Source organism: Ectobacillus polymachus (assembly GCF_048159605.1).
GTDB classification, from domain to species: domain Bacteria; phylum Bacillota; class Bacilli; order Bacillales; family Bacillaceae_G; genus Ectobacillus; species Ectobacillus polymachus.
Window position 1 is genome coordinate 485,832 of sequence record NZ_JBLREB010000002.1, and the last position, 16,612, is coordinate 502,443.

The window sequence follows — 16,612 nt, forward strand, 5'->3', positions numbered from 1 at the left end:
ATGTCAACAAAGCGAAAATTACTATCTAATTTTATGTCATTAACTATTTTACAACTTTTAAATTATGCACTTCCTCTTATTACCGTGCCGTACTTAACAAGAACGCTTGGCGGCGAAAATCAAGCGTTAATTTTCACCGGGCAAGCGATGAATGTTATCTTTGTTACGGTAACGGATTATGGTTTTAATTTACTGGCAACGAGACAAATTTCCATTGTCCGGGACGATAAGGAGAAGGTGCGCAAAATACACAGTACAGCATTAACGGTCAAATTAATGCTAATGATGCTAAGTTTTATCGTGCTGCTACTCATTTGTACATTCGTGCCAAAGTACCATGAATATTTTCTTTTCTATATCTTATTTTTCGGAATTACGGTAGGAACTGTACTCTTTCCGGTTTACTTCTTCCAAGGCATGGAGGAAATGAAGTATATTACGATTCTAAATGCCATTTCAAAAACGATTTTTACTTTAGGAATTTTTGTTTTTATTCATAGTCCGAAAGATGTGATGTTTTCTCCGATTCTATTGTCGGCAGGTTATATTGCAGTTGGGGTAATATCCCTGTTTATGATTCGGTTTAAATTTGGAATTCGCTGGATTACTCCGACATGGAGTGAAATTAAGGAGCAGTTTGTAGCGGGCTGGAGCATCTTTGTTTCGAATGCAGCTGTCAGTATATTTACAGCGGGAAATACGGTGGTGCTAGGCTTACTATCGAATAAAGCAAATGTATTTGCTTACGGCGGTGCCGAGAAGCTTATTAATGCAGCTGTCAGTGTAGTAAACCCAGTTGCTGGAACGCTGTATCCTCATATTAGCTCACTTGCAAATGAATCGCGAGAGAAGGCCATCCATTTTATACGGAAATCGATACCTGTATTGCTGCTTATAACGGTGCCTATAACGGTGATTACCTTTGTCTTTGCTGATTTGATCGTCACGATTTTCTTTGGACAACATTATGTAGATACGGTTATTGCGCTTCGTATCGTATCGGTACTGCCAATTATAATCGGCTTTAATAATTTGTTTGGTGTGCAAACCTTAGTTACATTTGGGTATGAAAGAGAATTCATGCGGATTATGCTTGTCACTACGTTTATTAACATCGGACTAGCACTTGTGCTCGTACCATTTTTCGGATATATCGGTACAGCAGTGACGGTAGTATTAACGGAGCTCAGCATTACCATACGTGAATATATCATTTTACGTAGAAGAGGCATTCGCATTCTGTAGAGAAGGGGACGTCAGGATGAAAATTTTACACGTTTCCGAAGCGCTTGATAAAGGCGGATTGGAAGAAGTTATATATAATTTAGTTAAAAATACGAACGAAAAACGGTTTGATGTACGAGTAGCATCCTTCCGAGGCGGAGAGGTCAGCAATCGACTAAGTAAGCAAGGCTATTTGTACTATGAAATTACTGCTGCTTCGAAGAAAGAACGGATTCAGGAGCTGAAGAATCTCATCAAGCGTGAGGGATTTGATGTTGTACAGGCGCATTTTTGCTTTGAAGCTATAACCGCAGCTAAGGCTTGTGGTGTAAAGGTCATTGAAACAGTTCATAATACGTACGGATTTTTCGTAAACCCCTGGGGGAAATTGAAATACAGCTATTATTTAAACCGTGCCGATGCCATTGTGACCGTTTCAGACGCGGTAAAATATTTCAATGAACAACATTTCTATGTGATGAAGCGGGAAAAATGTGTGTCGATTCGCAATTCTATAAATCCAGATCGGCTGCGCACCTCCTCTCGTTCTAACGAAGAAATAAAGCGAAGTCTAGGTATTCCAGAGAAGAGCCTTGTTATCAGTACGCTTTCTCGTCTCGATGTGCAAAAGGGACTTGAGTACTTTATTGACATGGCTAAGCTGCTAAATGAACAATTTGAACAGATTGCCTTTGTCATTCCTGGCGAAGGAAATGAAGCATATACAGCTGAGCTGAAAGAGCGGGCAAATGGAATCGATAACATCCATTTCATTGGTCATACACCGAATATCAATGACTTGTTTAAAATTATGGACATCTTTGTTCTCTCCTCCCTTTGGGAAGGCGGTCCGCTAACACTTTTAGAAGCAATGGCCTATGAAAAAGCCATCGTAGCAACGAAAGTAGGAAACACCGAAGAAGTGATACGTGATGGCTCCACGGGATTTTTAGTAGATAGCAAGGATGCTGCGGCGCTTGCAGAAAAAGTAGGTAATCTTATACAAGACGAAGTACTACGATCTAGGCTTGCAGAGAAAGCCCACGATGACTTCTACGTTCGGTTTAGCAATGATATTATGATACAAAAATATAAACAATTGTATGAAACATTAGCATAGGAATACATAAGAGGATGGTCGATTATACGAGGCATCCTCTTTTTCATTTGAACAAACGATTTGAACCGAAAGTTTACGAGTATAAAACAAGATAAGTAGTTTTTTATAATAGCTTTACAATGTGTTAAAGATTTAAAGTTATAATGAATACAAGAAGACAATATAGCTTTATATTGAATACATATAATTTGAAGTAGCTAATAAAATTTCGTAGAGTAGAAGCAAAATGATCTGTAGAAGAGGTGTCGTATGGAGATTACAGTTGTCGGAACGGGATACGTGGGCCTTGTAACAGGGGTAGGATTGGCTCATATTGGTCATACTGTTACGTGTTTAGATATAGATGAGGAGAAAATTGCAAAGCTGCAAGCTGGGAACGTACCAATTTACGAGCCTGGCTTAGCGGAAATGATGCAAGAGGCAACGTACGCAGGAAGATTAAAGTTTACTAGTGATCGGGAAGAGGCCTATTTTCATGCAGATGTTATTTTTCTTGCAGTCGGCACACCGCCTAATGAGGATGGATCTGCAAATTTAACATTTATTACAAAGGCATGCGAGGATATTGGGGACCTTATTCAAAAGGACGCCATAGTTGTAACTAAGAGTACAGTACCTGTCGGAACGAATGATTATCTAGAGGAGATTCTTACTAAGCGTTTATCTAAAGGGCTTACGGTTGAATTTGCCTCAAATCCTGAATTTTTACGTGAAGGATCTGGGGTATACGATTTCTTTCATGGCGATCGCATTATCGTTGGCGCCAATCGGGAAGAGGTTGCAAATGTACTCGAAGAGATTTACAAACCGCTTAAAATTCCGATGTTCAAGACGGATATTCGCAGTGCCGAAATGATTAAGTATGCATCCAATGCTTTTTTAGCTACGAAAATTAGTTTTATCAATGAAATCTCTAATATATGTGAAAAAACCAATGCGAACATTGAAGATGTAGCTTATGGCATGGGGCTTGATAAGCGGATTGGCGATAAATTTTTACATGCTGGCATCGGCTACGGCGGATCTTGTTTTCCAAAGGATACGAAAGCGCTTCTTCAAATTGCAGGTACGGTACGTCACGATTTTCAATTGCTAAAGGCTGTCATTGAAGTGAATAATAAGCAGCAAATTTCGTTAGTAAAACGTGCAAGCAGCATGATGGATTTACGAGGCAAACAGGTTGCACTTCTTGGTTTGTCCTTTAAACCGAATACAGATGATATGCGAGAAGCGCCTTCTATTGTGATTGCAGATTATCTGATCAACATGGGAGCAATTGTGAAAGCATATGATCCAAAGGCTATTGAAAATGCAATGCAGGTATTACCGAAAGAAGTTGTATTTGCAGAAAGCGTAGAGGAAGCCTTGCAGGATACAGAGGCAGCCTTTCTTGTTACGGAATGGAGCGAAATTAAAAGCATTCCGCTTGCAAATTATGTAACACTTATGAAACAGCCGCTTTTGTTTGATGGACGGAATTGCTATAGCTTAGAAGAGGCAAGCAACCATGAAATCGACTATTATTCTATCGGACGGCCCGCTGTGCTGCAAAAAAGCAACCACGAAGTATAACGTAGGACTTTCGTTCAAAGCGAGATAATCGACTACTATTCCATGCCTACCTACTATGTACTATAATGGGGGAAGTACATCATCTTTGTCCAAGCGATGATGAGAAAGAGAGTGGAAAATGTATGACACAACGTATTAAAGTAATGACGATATTTGGAACTCGACCAGAAGCGATTAAAATGGCTCCGTTAGTTCTTGAGTTACAAAAGCATCCAGAAACAATCGAACCGATTGTGACGGTAACTGCTCAGCATCGTCAAATGCTCGACCAGGTGCTGCACATTTTTGAAATTACACCCGATTATGACTTGAACATTATGAAAGACCGTCAAACCCTCATTGATATTACGACACGAGGATTGCAAGGATTAGATGAAATCATGAAGGAAGCAAAGCCTGACATCGTCCTTGTACACGGTGATACAACAACAACATTTATCGCAAGTCTTGCTGCATTTTATAATCAAATACCGGTTGGCCATGTGGAAGCAGGTCTTCGCACTTGGAATAAACGGTCTCCATACCCAGAGGAAATGAATCGTCAGTTAACAGGTGTTATGGCAGATTTGCATTTTTCACCAACGACAAAATCAGCTGACAACTTAAAGCGCGAAAATAAGAACCCGGAAACCATTTTCATTACGGGCAACACCGCAATTGATGCTTTAAAAACAACAGTAAAAGAATCGTATACGAATCCTGTGCTAGATCGTATTGGGAACGACCGTCTCGTATTAATGACAGCACATCGCCGTGAAAATTTAGGTGAACCAATGCGTAATATGTTCCGGGCGATTAAGAGACTCGTGGAAAAATACGATGACATTCAAGTCGTATATCCGGTACATATGAACCCAGTCGTGCGTGAAATTGCAAACGACATTTTAGGAAATGATGCACGCATTCATCTTATTGAACCGCTTGATGTCATTGACTTCCATAACTTTGCATCTCGCTCCTACTTAATCTTAACCGATTCAGGCGGCGTGCAAGAGGAAGCGCCTTCTCTTGGTGTTCCGGTACTTGTGCTTCGTGACACAACCGAACGTCCAGAAGGAATTGAAGCCGGTACATTAAAGCTTGCTGGCACCGATGAAGAAACGATCTTTAACCTCGCAGATGAATTGCTTGCCAATAAAGAAGCCCATGATAAAATGGCTCACGCTTCTAACCCGTACGGTGATGGTCATGCATCAGAACGCATTGTCGAAGCAATTTTAAATCATTTTGCTGAGTGAATCTAAAAAAGAACCGTTAGAAGGGAATCCTTCTAACGGTTCTTTTTTAGGTTTAACGGTGGAAGAAGAGAGTTTAACGGCGAAACGGGAGTATTTAACGGCGGAAGCAGGGAGTTTAACGGCGAAACCAGGGTATGTAACGGTGAACGAGAGTTTTAACGGTGAAAGCAGAGTATTTAACGGCGAAAAGAGAGGGTGTAACGGCGAAACCAGGGTATGTAACGGTGAACGAGAGTTTTAACGGTGAAAGTAGAGTATTTAACGGCGAAAGCAGAAAGTTTAATGGCGAAACCAGGGTATGTAACGGTGAACGAGAGTTTTAACGGTGAAAGTAGAGTATTTAACGGCGAAAGCAGAAAGTTTAACGGCGAAAAAGGAGGGTGTAACGGCGAAACCAGGGTATGTAACGGTGAACGAGAGTTTTAACGGCGAAAGTAGAGTATTTAACGGCGAAAGAAGATAGTTTAACGGCGAACCCAGCAAAATCGGGTTAGTAATGAATCCATACACAAAAAAAGGACCCCAAACGGAAGTCCTCTCTCAAAATAGGTCTCTTGAACTAAACTGTCTTCACTTCGCAGGCAGCTCTAAGCTCTGCGTCAATGTATTGTGTATTTGTGCTACACTTCCAGGATCCGGTGCATAGTAGTATGTACCGTTAATTGTTTCATCCTTACCTTCGAATGTAAGAGTGGTCATAGCAGCTGGATCAAATCCAGCGAATTTTTGGTAGAGTGCGATTCCGTCGTTAACGCTAATGTCCGTTTTTATGTTGTTGCCGATGGCTTTGGCAATATCATTTATTTTGAATACGGAGCTTGGTGAATTGAGTTTGGTTACGACGGCAGCGAGCATTTGTCGTTGGCGCTTGGTGCGGCCAAAGTCACCGGTTGGGTCCTCTTTTCGCATGCGTACGTAGGCGAGAGCTGCTTCGCCGTCTAGTGTTTGTGGTCCTTTTGTAAATTGGATTTCTTTGTACCAATTGACATCGGAGCGTTCTTTGAAATCAAAGGGTACGTCGACTGTTACGCCATCAACGGCACCTACGATTTCTTTGAATCCTTTGAAGTCAATTTTTACGTAATGATCGACAGGTACATGTAGAAATTGCTCAACGGTTTCGATTGCCATTTTTTCGCCGCCGTAGGCATTAGCAGCGTTTATTTTGTCTTTCGTGTTTCGACCAGCAAGGGTTACCCGAGAGTCACGAGGGATACTGACCATGCTAATTTGCTTTGTATTTGGATTAATAGTGAGATAGATTAGAGAATCGGTTCTTCCCTTTGCTCCGTTCGTAGCATAGTCTTCGATTCCCATTACAAGTACGCTAAATGGTTTTTTCGTTATTTCTACGCTTTCTGCACGTAGGGTTGATTTATCTCGTTTAAACCCGCTATATATATGGGATAGAGATGCGTAGGAGCTATAGGCGTAATAGCTGATAGACATGAAAAGGATCATGATAATGCTAACGAGTATGATTCGGCGTCTTCGCCGTTTTATATGTTTTCGCTGCATTAAGTATTCATAGCGATCCACCTGCACACCTCACTTTTCTAGAAATACTAATTATTAGTATCTTCTTCCAAATATAGCATATCCCCTTCTGCAATGCTCGCTCGTCCATTCGTAAGCTCTGTCATCCAATTTTGGAATGCTTGCTTCTGCTCTTCTTCTACGTAGGTTTCAACCATGACGTCCTCTATGTATTGAATGGCTTTCAACTTATAGGGGGATTTGCGTAGTTCGTTTTCTACTTTTCCAAGTAAGGTATAATCAATTCTAGTGTGCATGATGCGCATAAGAGTGCAATTGACGATGCCAGCCGCGTCGATTCCTTCACTAACACTTTTACCGTAGGCACGTATTAGACCGCCCCCGCCTAACTTAATTCCGCCAAAATAACGAGTCACGACAACTACAGTATCTTTCAAATTTTTCTTTTTTAATACCTCTAGCATGGGAACGCCAGCTGTACCGGATGGTTCCCCATCGTCATGGGCTTTTTGGATTTGATCCTGCTCGCCAATTAAATAAGCAGAGCAATTATGGGTTGCATTCCAATTTTTCTTTTTTATCGTTTGGATAAACATTAGCGCTTCTTCTTCTGTTGTTGCGCGGTCTATATAGCAAATAAATCTAGATTTTTGTATGATAATCTCATGTTCCTTGTATTCTTTTACTGTGCGATATTGGGAAAGCAATGACGATCGCTCCTATCTATAAAGATTTCTAGTATTTTAATGGGAATATGGTAAAATGAAATGTTGTTTTTATTTCCCTATTATGCACCATCTCTATTTTTCATGTACAATAATGGAATGCTGAAAAATAAAATGGGAATACATTTATTGTAACGGTAAGAGGACGGTTGGAAAAGGTTTTGGAAATCGATTTGTTAAAGGATGGTAAGGATATGAGAATAGCAATTGTCACGGATAGTACTGCTTATATTCCACTTCATGAACGTGAACAGTTTGATATACATATGATTCCGCTAAATGTGACTTTTGGAGATACCTCGTATCAGGAAGAAGTAGATATCCTGCCAGAGAAGTTTTATGCGATGGTTCGAGAGCAGGAAGAGCTTCCGAAAACGTCTCAGCCAGCGGTGGGTGCATTTATCGAATTGTTTGAACGGCTTGCGAAGGAATATGATGCCATTATTAGTATTCATTTATCTAGCGGCATTAGCGGAACGTATCAAACGGCAACAACGGTTGGTAGTATGTTAGAAGGTGCAAAGGTATACACCTTTGATTCAGAAATTAGCTGTTATGTACAGGGATTTTATGCGATTGAGGCAGCAATAATGGCAAGAAACGGTAAGACACCTGAGGAGATTTTGGCTCGTTTAGAAGAAATGAAACAGTCAGTCGATGCTTATTTTGTTGTAGATGATTTGAATCATTTACGTCGCGGCGGTCGATTAAACGGAGCAGCCGCTTTTATAGGAAGCTTACTACAGGTGAAGCCAATTTTATATTTCCGTGATAAAATCATTATTCCCTTTGATAAAATTCGGACACGTAAAAAAGCACGTAAGCGTATTATGGATCTGTTTGATGAGCAGGCAAGTCAAGGTGTACCGATGAGAGCAGTTGTGATTCATAGTAATTGCGAGGAAGAAGCAAAGGAATGGCAACAGCAAATTCAACAATCCTATCCAAATGTAGAGGTGAGTCTTGGTTACTTTGGGGCAGTAATAGGCACTCATTTAGGAGAAGGCGCAATTGGTTTTGGTTGGTATAAAAGATAATATTCCTGCTAGTGAGTAACGAAGAATTTGGCCCTAGGATAAAAATATTTACATTTTGTTAATAATGCTAATTATAGTACTTACTTTTTATAAGAGACTATATTATAATGTAAGAGAGGTGACGAAATATGGAGCACAATCCGTCGTTATGCCCAAAATTTGAATCTGCGTTTACCCTTCTTAGTAAGAAGTGGACAGGATTAATTATCCAAACGCTAATGCAAGGACCCCAGCGTTTTCGAGAAATAGCTGATATTATACCAAATATGAGTGACCGTATGTTATCAGAACGTTTAAAGGAATTAGAAAGCGAAGGGATCGTCATACGAAATGTTTATCCAGAAGTACCTGTTCGCATTGAATATACGCTAACACAGAAAGGGAAATCACTGGATCGTGTGATGCAAGAAGTACAAACATGGGCGGATGAATGGGTGAAATAAGAACATGATTCTACTCATGCCCGTATAAAAGCCAATTTCTTCTTATTGTCAAGAGGAAGTTGGCTTTTTCTGTTTTTTTTATCATGAAAATGACAATAATTTGTCGAAAATCCATTCATTTCAACGTAGTAATATACAGATTTCTACAGTCTTCGTAAGAGTTCAACAAAGTTTTTGTGCAAAGTGTTACATTTATTTTACAAGTATGTAACAACAATAAAAGCGTATGCAATTTATGTTTTAATTAAATGGGAATAAGGAAGGTGTGAAAAGGAAAATGAAAAAGGTGAAAGCTGTCACATGTGCGCTTGCAGCAGGCTTAATGGTATTTTCAACAGCGGGTTTAAAAGTATACGCAGAACCAAGTGCTTCTGATATTCAAGCGACTTTACATACGCAAGAACAACAAAGCGCGGATCTTCAAAAACAAATGGACGACCTTAAGAAAACCGTTGAAGACTTGCAAAATTCTATTCAAGACAATGAAAAGAAGCTTACAGATACAAAAAACAATATTACTGACACAGAAAAACAAATTCAAGATTTAACAATTAAGATTAACCAATTAGAAGATATTATTCAAAAGCGTGAAGTGATTATTAAGAATCGTCTGAAGGCTATGCAAGAACAACCTACTTCCAACATGGTAACCGATGTAATTGTTAATGCTAAGAGTTTTGCTGATCTAATGGATCGTATTAGTAATGTTAATTTAGTTCTGCAATCTGATAAAGATTTATTTGATGCACAACAACGTGATCAAGATCAAGTAAAAGCGCAACGCGAAGAATTAGTGAAGAAAAACGACCAATTGCGTGCATATATGGCAGACCTTGAAAAGACAAATCAACAGCTTTCGGATGAACGTTCAAAGAAACAACAAGCTTGGGACGATTTGAATAGTAAATTCGAAAAGCTTGTGAATGATATTTCAAGTTCTAAAACACAATTATCAGATGCGCAAAAAGCGTCATTTGAGAAATCATCATTATTTTTACAGCGTACATCAGAAGATCCAACACCTCAACCTACTCCTTCTAAATCAGCAGGTTCAAACGGTTCAAATGGGTCAAATAGTGGCGTTGTAGGAAAAGCAATGCAATATATAGGCGTACCTTATGTATGGGGCGGTAAGTCTCCAAGTGGATTTGATTGCAGTGGCTTTGTTTCCTACGTTTTGGGAGGCGGATATCAAACAGCAGATGGATTTTGGCATAGTGTATCCCATATTGATAAAGGTAGCTTGCAACCTGGAGATCTCGTGTTCTTACAAAAAACATATCCACCATGTGGCCCTGGTTTTGCTTCTCATATTGGTATTTATATTGGCAACGGTCAAATGGTTCATGCAGGAGATTCAGGAGTTCAAGTTTCAAGTATAAATAGCGGATGGGTCCATGATCATGAGTTGGGATACGGTAGACCTTAAAATTTAATCTTTCACCTTTTAAAAATTTGAGACAAAGTCGATAGCTTACGATTTTCTAAGTAAGTTATCGGCTTTTTATGCATTTTACGGCAAATTTTGCAGGAGATATACTGGGGTAAAAAAGGGGTGATTACTATGAAGAACCACGAGATTTCGCTCCAGCTTGCAGGGAGGCGATTGCTGCTGACAGAGCTGCCTGTTTCTGAGGAAATGATTGAGACAAATGCCCCGCAATTACGGATTGAACCAGCACTTCGTCGTCAAGGTAAGGCATATGAGTGCATTCGCTGTGGTAACAGGTCAGCTCATTTGTTTGCTTCTACTCCGTGTGTACGCTGCGGGAAACATTGCATGTACTGCCGAAACTGTGTAGGTATGGGAAGAATGTGCGAGTGTTCGAAGCTAGTAAGCTGGTCTGGATCGATTGTGAGACACACGTATTCGTCTTCCTTGCTTAATTGGGAAGGAACACTCTCAGAGGGGCAAGCTCTCGCCTCTACCGCAGTGATAGATGCAATTGCAAGAAAGGAAAATCATCTTATCTGGGCTGTATGCGGTGCAGGAAAAACGGAAGTACTGTTTGCTGGTATTGATGCTGCCCTGCAGCGAGGAGACCGCGTCTGCATCGCTACTCCTCGAACCGATGTTGTACTCGAACTCGCTCCTCGTCTGAAAAAGGTATTTCCGTCCATTTCGGTTCTAGCATTATATGGAGGAAGTCACGATCTTGGAAAATCATCTCCCCTTATTATTTCTACTACTCATCAGCTTCTTCGTTATTACCGCGCCTTTGATACGATCATCCTTGACGAGGTGGATGCATTTCCTTATTCTGTTGATTGCTCTCTTCAGTATGCGGTGATGCAGGCAAAGACGGAGAATGGTTCCCTTATTTATTTAACGGCAACGCCCAGTGCAGCAATGAAAAAGAAGGTTCAAGCAGGTAAGCTAAAGGCTACTATGATCCCGGCGCGCTATCACCAATATCCTTTGCCTGTACCAATATTTTCTTGGTGTGGAAATTGGCGCAGTAAGATAAAACGAAACAAGCTTCCTTCTATCATATGGGACTGGATTGTTTCTCACCTCCGTGCCTCGCGTCCTGTGTTTCTTTTTATACCTCGCATTTCCTATATTGCTCCTCTCACCAGCGCATTGAAGACGCTGGATGCACGTATTACAGGTGTTCATGCAGAGGATCGTGATCGTAAGGAGAAAGTAGCATCCTTTCGCAATGGTGACATTCCGCTTCTTGTTACCTCTACTATTTTAGAAAGAGGTGTTACGGTTCGAAATCTGCAAGTGGCGGTCTTAGGGGCAGAGGAGGACGTTTTTACAGAATCTGCACTTGTTCAAATTGCCGGCAGAGTCGGGCGTAATCGTGATTTTCCCTCAGGGGATGTCATCTTCTTTCACTTCGGAAAAACGGAAGCAATGGTGGATGCTAGAATGCACATCGTTAAGATGAATAAACGAGCAAAGAAGATGGGATGGACAATATGATGCATTGCCTCATTTGTCATTGCCAACTTTCAACTGGTGATAGCTGGTTTTCTTTTTTCTTTCCTAAGCTGCAGTCGCTATTATGTGAAGAATGCAGCGGGAAATTGGAACCGATTCAAGGAGAGGTCTGTATGCAGTGTGGCCGGCCGATGGCAGGATTACCACATGCTTATAAGCTTGGCGACCAATGTTTGGATTGCAGCAAATGGCAGGAGAACGGTGAGGTGCTAGATTGCAATTGCTCGGTATATGTATACAATGATTTCATGAAGGAGATCATGACCTTATTTAAATTCCGCGGTGATGTAGCACTCGCTAAAGCCTTTGCGTCCCCTTTGAAAGCAATCTTTTCACGTCAATTCTCCTCCTGCGCGGTTGTCCCTATTCCGCTAAGTCAAGACCGACTCGTAGAGCGAGGATTTAATCAAGCCGAGGTGTTAGCTTCTTTACTTGGTGTGAAGATATATGAAGATGCTCTCAAACGAACCCATGCTAAGAAGCAAAGTAAGAAATCAAGGCGGGAGCGTATGATGTCAGAATCTCCGTTTGAAATTTTGGCCCTCCCTTCCCAGCGTATTCTCCTTATTGATGATATATATACAACGGGTACGACTGTACGGCAAGCTGCTGCGCTTTTTCGGCAAAAGGGAGCGACCTTTGTAGCTTCGCTTACGTTGGTACGGTCGGTTGGAGATATGTCGAAACATTAATAAAAAAGACGACAAATCTTCTTTGACTTTTTCTATTTTTATCCGTTATATTCAGATTATGGGCATACCATAAGTTTATGATTGAAGGGAATGGAATGAATGGAAGGAAAAGTAAAATGGTTTAATGCTGAAAAAGGCTTTGGTTTCATTGAACGTGAAGATGGAGATGACGTGTTTGTTCACTTTTCAGCGATACAACAAGACGGCTACAAATCATTAGAAGAAGGACAAGCTGTTAAATTTGAAATCGTAGAAGGCACTCGCGGACCACAGGCTGCTAACGTAACAAAGCTATAATTTACGATTCGTTCGGATCGCTTCTTATATAGCAAGTAAATAATCATAGCCCCTGACTTATGTCAGGGGTTTTTTAAAATGGAAAGCTGTAACAAAGTATTCATATCTAGGTAATGTTTTTAAGGTGAATCTAGTGTAAACTAAGTCTATAAAGAAAGCGATTTCTTTCTACAAAATCCGATAAAAAAATTTAAAAATTTTCATTTTTTTCGTCGATTTCGGAAGGAAACTGCATTCTTTGTGCAGAATATATGGTACATAGTTTTGAAAGGAGGAATTCACTATGAGATTTAGTATTCGTGGTGAAAATATTGAAGTAACTCCAGCTCTAAAGGAATATGTTGAAAAGAAACTAGGTAAGCTAGAACGTTACTTTGATACAATTCCAGAAATAAAAGTGAATTTGCGAGTTTATTCTGATAAGCAACGCGTGGAAGTAACCATTCCATTTCCTGATTTAATGCTTCGCGCAGAAGAAACTCATAATGATATGTATGCTTCCATTGATTTAGTAGTAGATAAATTAGAAAGACAAATTCGTAAGCACAAAACGAAAGTAAATCGTAAACTTCGTGAAAAAGCTGCTGCTTTTACAGCTACAGCTGCTGCTCCTGCTATGACTCATGCGGCAGATGAGATTGAAGATGACATCGAACTTGTACGCACAAAGCGTTTTGATTTAAAACCAATGGATACCGAAGAAGCCATTCTACAAATGAACATGCTTGGTCATAACTTCTTCGTATTCACGAACGCTGATACAAACGAAACAAACGTTGTGTATACACGCCGTGATGGTAAGTATGGCTTAATTGAAACGAAATAATAAACGAAGAAAGAAACGGGCGTCCCAAAGAAAATGGGGCGCCCGTTTTTTATCCCGCTTTAACGGGCAGTAAGACCCCCACTTCCAGGCTTAGTAATCGGAGAAGACTAAGTGGGGGACAACTGCCCGTAAAAGTCCGAATTGGGCGGGCTAACCCTAGGTGGGGGATGAGAGAAAACCCCCACCTAGGGAAGTTTCACTTTATAGAAATTAGAAAGGTTATTACAAAAACTTCTGGATAAAGTGGGAGTTTTTGTGTTTTCTAAGTCTCTCAAGATCAGATTTTTACCTAGATTGACGCAGACGGATGTATTGTTGTCATAGTTATAGCCTTAGTGTTACAATTATAAATAAGTCTGTTCCAATATATGAATTCACTGTATCTTACGAGTTTCTATATATCTATACAAAGAGGAGCGTATCGCCATGATTGGTATTTTAAAAAAGGTGTTTGATGGGAATCAACGCCAAATAAACCGTATGCAAAAGACGGTGGATCAGGTAGAAGCGTTAAGTGAGCAAATGGCTTCTTTAACGAATGAGCAACTGCAAGCGAAAACGCCTGAATTCAAAGAGCGCCTTGAAAAAGGAGAAACGTTAGACGATTTGCTTCCAGAAGCATTTGCGGTTGTACGTGAAGCAGCAACGCGCGTTCTTGGATTGCGTCCGTATCCGGTGCAAATTATGGGTGGTATTGCACTCCATGAGGGTAACATTTCAGAGATGAAAACAGGGGAAGGGAAAACATTAACTTCCACGATGCCAGTTTACTTAAATGCATTAACGGGAAAAGGCGTCCATGTTGTAACGGTCAATGAATACTTGGCACAGCGTGATGCGAAGGAAATGGGACAGCTTCATGAATTTCTTGGGCTAACCGTAGGCTTGAATTTAAATAGCATGACGCGTGAAGAAAAACAAGAAGCGTATGCAACAGATATTACGTACAGCACGAACAATGAATTGGGCTTTGACTATTTACGTGACAATATGGTGCTATACAAGGAACAATGTGTGCAGCGCCCTCTTTTTTATGCCGTAATCGATGAAGTCGACAGTATTTTAGTCGATGAAGCCCGAACACCTCTGATTATTTCTGGACAAGCGAAAAAATCAGCTGATTTGTATAAGTTTGCAAATGCCTTTGTTCGCACGCTGCGAAATGAATCGGATTACACATTCGATGTGAAAACAAAGAATGTTATGCTAACGGAAGAAGGAATAAACAAGGCAGAAAAAGCATTTCACATAGATAATTTATTTGATTTAAAGCACGTGACTCTTTTACACCATGTCAACCAAGCATTGCGAGCTCATGTTGTTATGCATCTTGATATTGATTATGTCGTGCAAGAGGGCGAGATTGTAATCGTTGACCAATTTACCGGTCGTCTTATGAAAGGCCGTCGCTATAGCGAAGGGCTGCACCAAGCCATTGAAGCGAAGGAAGGCGTTGAAATTCAAAATGAAAGCATGACGCTGGCAACGATTACGTTCCAAAACTATTTCCGTATGTATGCAAAGCTATCTGGTATGACTGGTACTGCAAAAACGGAAGAAGAAGAATTTCGAAATATTTATAATATGAATGTTCTTGTCATTCCAACTAACCAACCGATTGCCCGTGATGATCGGCCGGATTTGATTTTCAAAACGATGGAAGGAAAGTTTAATGCTGTAGTAAATGACATTGTTGAACGCTATAATAACGGGCAGCCTGTTCTCGTTGGTACTGTAGCCATTGAAACGTCAGAGCTTATTTCAAGAATGCTGATTCGCAAGGGCGTTAAGCATAATGTATTGAACGCCAAGAATCATGCTCGCGAAGCAGAAATCATTGCAGATGCTGGTCAGAAGGGTGCCGTTACGATTGCGACAAACATGGCTGGTCGTGGTACAGATATTAAGCTTGGCGAAGGAGTAACAGCCGTTGGCGGGTTAGCTGTTATCGGTACGGAACGTCATGAAAGCAGACGGATTGATAACCAGCTCCGTGGACGTTCTGGTCGTCAAGGGGATCCAGGGATCACGCAGTTTTATCTTTCAATGGAAGATGAATTAATGCGCCGCTTCGGTTCGGATAATATGAAATCGATGATGGATCGTCTTGGTATGGACGATACACAGCCAATTGAAAGCAAAATGGTCTCTCGCGCCGTAGAATCTGCACAAAAACGTGTAGAAGGTAATAACTATGACGCTCGTAAGCAATTGCTTCAATATGATGATGTTCTTCGTCAGCAACGTGAGGTTATTTACAAACAACGTCAAGATGTATTAGAAGCAGATAATCTACGCAGCATTATTGAAGGAATGATTCAAGGCTCTGTAACGCGTGCCGTAGCTGCTCATACGAATAATGAGCTAGAAGAAGATTGGAATATCAAAGAATTAATCGACTATTTAGCATCCTCCGTTTTAGAGGAACACGATGTAACGGAAGAAGAGCTGCGCCGTTTAGCACCAGAAGAAATGTCAGAGCTAATTTTGGCTAAAGTAAAAGAGCATTATGATGAGAAAGAAAAGCAGCTTCCAGATGAACAAATGCGTGAATTCGAGAAGGTAGTCGTGCTTCGCGTCGTAGATTCGAAATGGATGGAGCATATCGATGCAATGGAACGTCTGCGCGAAGGAATTCACCTCCGTGCATATGGACAAATTGATCCGCTTCGTGAATATCAAATGGAAGGCTTCGCAATGTTTGAGGCAATGATTACTTCGATTGAGGAAGAGATTTCTCGTTACATTATGAAGGCACAAATTGAAACCAATTTACAACGGGAAGAAGTTCTTCAAGGCGAGGCGGTACGTCCAGCAAATAGTGATGGGGACAATGAGCTTAAGCGTAAGCCGATTGTTAAGGGTGAACAAGTAGGCCGTAATGATCCATGTCCATGTGGAAGCGGCAAAAAGTATAAAAACTGTCATGGAGCTCTGCAATAACCATTTAGTAAAACAAACAAGCACTACCATGCACTCTCTTCGGCAAAT

Annotated in this window: 16 protein-coding genes; 14 read left to right on the plus strand and 2 right to left on the minus strand. The window is 40.6% G+C overall.

Annotated features, from left to right (window positions below; translation table 11 throughout):
• The 6 genes from ACM5BR_RS12990 to ACM5BR_RS13015 all read left to right on the plus strand — a co-directional run bounded on the left by ACM5BR_RS12990 (nucleotide 1) and on the right by ACM5BR_RS13015 (nucleotide 5,580).
• On the plus strand, nucleotides 1-1,245 hold the full coding sequence (locus ACM5BR_RS12990) for a flippase (protein WP_416828387.1): 1,245 nt from the start codon (nucleotides 1-3) through the stop codon (nucleotides 1,243-1,245).
• A gap of 16 nt (nucleotides 1,246-1,261) precedes the next feature.
• The gene (locus ACM5BR_RS12995) at nucleotides 1,262-2,344 is read left to right on the plus strand and encodes a glycosyltransferase family 4 protein (protein ID WP_416828388.1); all 1,083 of its coding nucleotides are present in this window, start codon (nucleotides 1,262-1,264) and stop codon (nucleotides 2,342-2,344) included.
• A gap of 249 nt (nucleotides 2,345-2,593) precedes the next feature.
• The gene (locus ACM5BR_RS13000) at nucleotides 2,594-3,916 is read left to right on the plus strand and encodes a UDP-glucose dehydrogenase family protein (RefSeq protein ID WP_416828389.1); all 1,323 of its coding nucleotides are present in this window, start codon (nucleotides 2,594-2,596) and stop codon (nucleotides 3,914-3,916) included.
• Nucleotides 3,917-4,038: 122 nt separating this feature from the next.
• A complete protein-coding gene (wecB, locus tag ACM5BR_RS13005) occupies nucleotides 4,039-5,154 on the plus strand; it encodes a non-hydrolyzing UDP-N-acetylglucosamine 2-epimerase (protein WP_416828390.1) in 1,116 nt (371 codons plus the stop codon).
• A complete protein-coding gene (locus ACM5BR_RS13010) occupies nucleotides 5,144-5,395 on the plus strand; it encodes a hypothetical protein (RefSeq protein WP_416828391.1) in 252 nt (83 codons plus the stop codon). The genes wecB and ACM5BR_RS13010 overlap by 11 nt, the downstream gene beginning before the upstream one ends.
• A gap of 2 nt (nucleotides 5,396-5,397) precedes the next feature.
• The gene (locus ACM5BR_RS13015; protein WP_416828392.1) at nucleotides 5,398-5,580 is read left to right on the plus strand and encodes a hypothetical protein; all 183 of its coding nucleotides are present in this window, start codon (nucleotides 5,398-5,400) and stop codon (nucleotides 5,578-5,580) included.
• Between the two features lie 144 nt (nucleotides 5,581-5,724).
• Here the strand turns inward: ACM5BR_RS13015 and ACM5BR_RS13020 are convergent, their stop codons facing one another.
• Nucleotides 5,725-6,672, minus strand: a complete 948-nt coding sequence (locus ACM5BR_RS13020) for an LCP family protein (RefSeq protein ID WP_416828601.1) — start codon at nucleotides 6,670-6,672, stop codon at nucleotides 5,725-5,727.
• A gap of 47 nt (nucleotides 6,673-6,719) precedes the next feature.
• Nucleotides 6,720-7,358 (minus strand): YigZ family protein, encoded by a 639-nt coding sequence (locus ACM5BR_RS13025; RefSeq protein WP_416828393.1) that lies wholly within the window; start codon nucleotides 7,356-7,358, stop codon nucleotides 6,720-6,722.
• Nucleotides 7,359-7,570: 212 nt separating this feature from the next.
• Between ACM5BR_RS13025 and ACM5BR_RS13030 the strand changes: the two genes are divergently transcribed.
• The 8 genes from ACM5BR_RS13030 (at nucleotide 7,571) to secA (ending at nucleotide 16,564) form a co-directional block, all read left to right on the plus strand.
• A complete protein-coding gene (locus ACM5BR_RS13030) occupies nucleotides 7,571-8,413 on the plus strand; it encodes a DegV family protein (protein ID WP_416828602.1) in 843 nt (280 codons plus the stop codon).
• 128 nt (nucleotides 8,414-8,541) lie between these two features.
• On the plus strand, nucleotides 8,542-8,856 hold the full coding sequence (locus ACM5BR_RS13035) for a winged helix-turn-helix transcriptional regulator (protein WP_416828394.1): 315 nt from the start codon (nucleotides 8,542-8,544) through the stop codon (nucleotides 8,854-8,856).
• 277 nt (nucleotides 8,857-9,133) lie between these two features.
• A complete protein-coding gene (locus ACM5BR_RS13040; protein WP_416828395.1) occupies nucleotides 9,134-10,285 on the plus strand; it encodes a C40 family peptidase in 1,152 nt (383 codons plus the stop codon).
• A gap of 135 nt (nucleotides 10,286-10,420) precedes the next feature.
• A complete protein-coding gene (locus tag ACM5BR_RS13045; protein WP_416828396.1) occupies nucleotides 10,421-11,788 on the plus strand; it encodes an ATP-dependent helicase ComFA in 1,368 nt (455 codons plus the stop codon).
• The gene (locus ACM5BR_RS13050) at nucleotides 11,788-12,498 is read left to right on the plus strand and encodes a ComF family protein (protein ID WP_416828397.1); all 711 of its coding nucleotides are present in this window, start codon (nucleotides 11,788-11,790) and stop codon (nucleotides 12,496-12,498) included. Before ACM5BR_RS13045 ends, ACM5BR_RS13050 begins: the two co-directional genes overlap by 1 nt.
• Before the next feature lie 99 nt (nucleotides 12,499-12,597).
• A complete protein-coding gene (gene cspD / locus ACM5BR_RS13055; RefSeq protein WP_416828398.1) occupies nucleotides 12,598-12,795 on the plus strand; it encodes a cold-shock protein CspD in 198 nt (65 codons plus the stop codon).
• Nucleotides 12,796-13,078: 283 nt separating this feature from the next.
• Nucleotides 13,079-13,621 (plus strand): ribosome hibernation-promoting factor, HPF/YfiA family, encoded by a 543-nt coding sequence (hpf, locus tag ACM5BR_RS13060; RefSeq protein ID WP_416828399.1) that lies wholly within the window; start codon nucleotides 13,079-13,081, stop codon nucleotides 13,619-13,621.
• A 426-nt stretch (nucleotides 13,622-14,047) separates the two neighbouring features.
• Entirely contained in the window at nucleotides 14,048-16,564 is a 2,517-nt protein-coding gene (gene secA, locus ACM5BR_RS13065) for a preprotein translocase subunit SecA (RefSeq protein WP_416828400.1), read from the plus strand.
• Nucleotides 16,565-16,612: the final 48 nt, after the last annotated feature.

Coding starts and splice junctions, on each gene's coding strand:
- ACM5BR_RS12995 (WP_416828388.1), top strand. CDS start 1,262: ATGAAAATTTTACACGTTTCCGAAGCGCTTGATAAAGGCGGATTGGAA.
- ACM5BR_RS13000 (WP_416828389.1), top strand. CDS start 2,594: ATGGAGATTACAGTTGTCGGAACGGGATACGTGGGCCTTGTAACAGGG.
- hpf (WP_416828399.1), top strand. CDS start 13,079: ATGAGATTTAGTATTCGTGGTGAAAATATTGAAGTAACTCCAGCTCTA.
- cspD (WP_416828398.1), top strand. CDS start 12,598: ATGGAAGGAAAAGTAAAATGGTTTAATGCTGAAAAAGGCTTTGGTTTC.
- ACM5BR_RS13020 (WP_416828601.1), bottom strand. CDS start 6,672: ATGCAGCGAAAACATATAAAACGGCGAAGACGCCGAATCATACTCGTT.
- wecB (WP_416828390.1), top strand. CDS start 4,039: ATGACACAACGTATTAAAGTAATGACGATATTTGGAACTCGACCAGAA.
- ACM5BR_RS13040 (WP_416828395.1), top strand. CDS start 9,134: ATGAAAAAGGTGAAAGCTGTCACATGTGCGCTTGCAGCAGGCTTAATG.
- ACM5BR_RS13030 (WP_416828602.1), top strand. CDS start 7,571: ATGAGAATAGCAATTGTCACGGATAGTACTGCTTATATTCCACTTCAT.
- ACM5BR_RS13050 (WP_416828397.1), top strand. CDS start 11,788: ATGCATTGCCTCATTTGTCATTGCCAACTTTCAACTGGTGATAGCTGG.
- ACM5BR_RS13035 (WP_416828394.1), top strand. CDS start 8,542: ATGGAGCACAATCCGTCGTTATGCCCAAAATTTGAATCTGCGTTTACC.
- ACM5BR_RS13045 (WP_416828396.1), top strand. CDS start 10,421: ATGAAGAACCACGAGATTTCGCTCCAGCTTGCAGGGAGGCGATTGCTG.
- ACM5BR_RS12990 (WP_416828387.1), top strand. CDS start 1: ATGTCAACAAAGCGAAAATTACTATCTAATTTTATGTCATTAACTATT.
- secA (WP_416828400.1), top strand. CDS start 14,048: ATGATTGGTATTTTAAAAAAGGTGTTTGATGGGAATCAACGCCAAATA.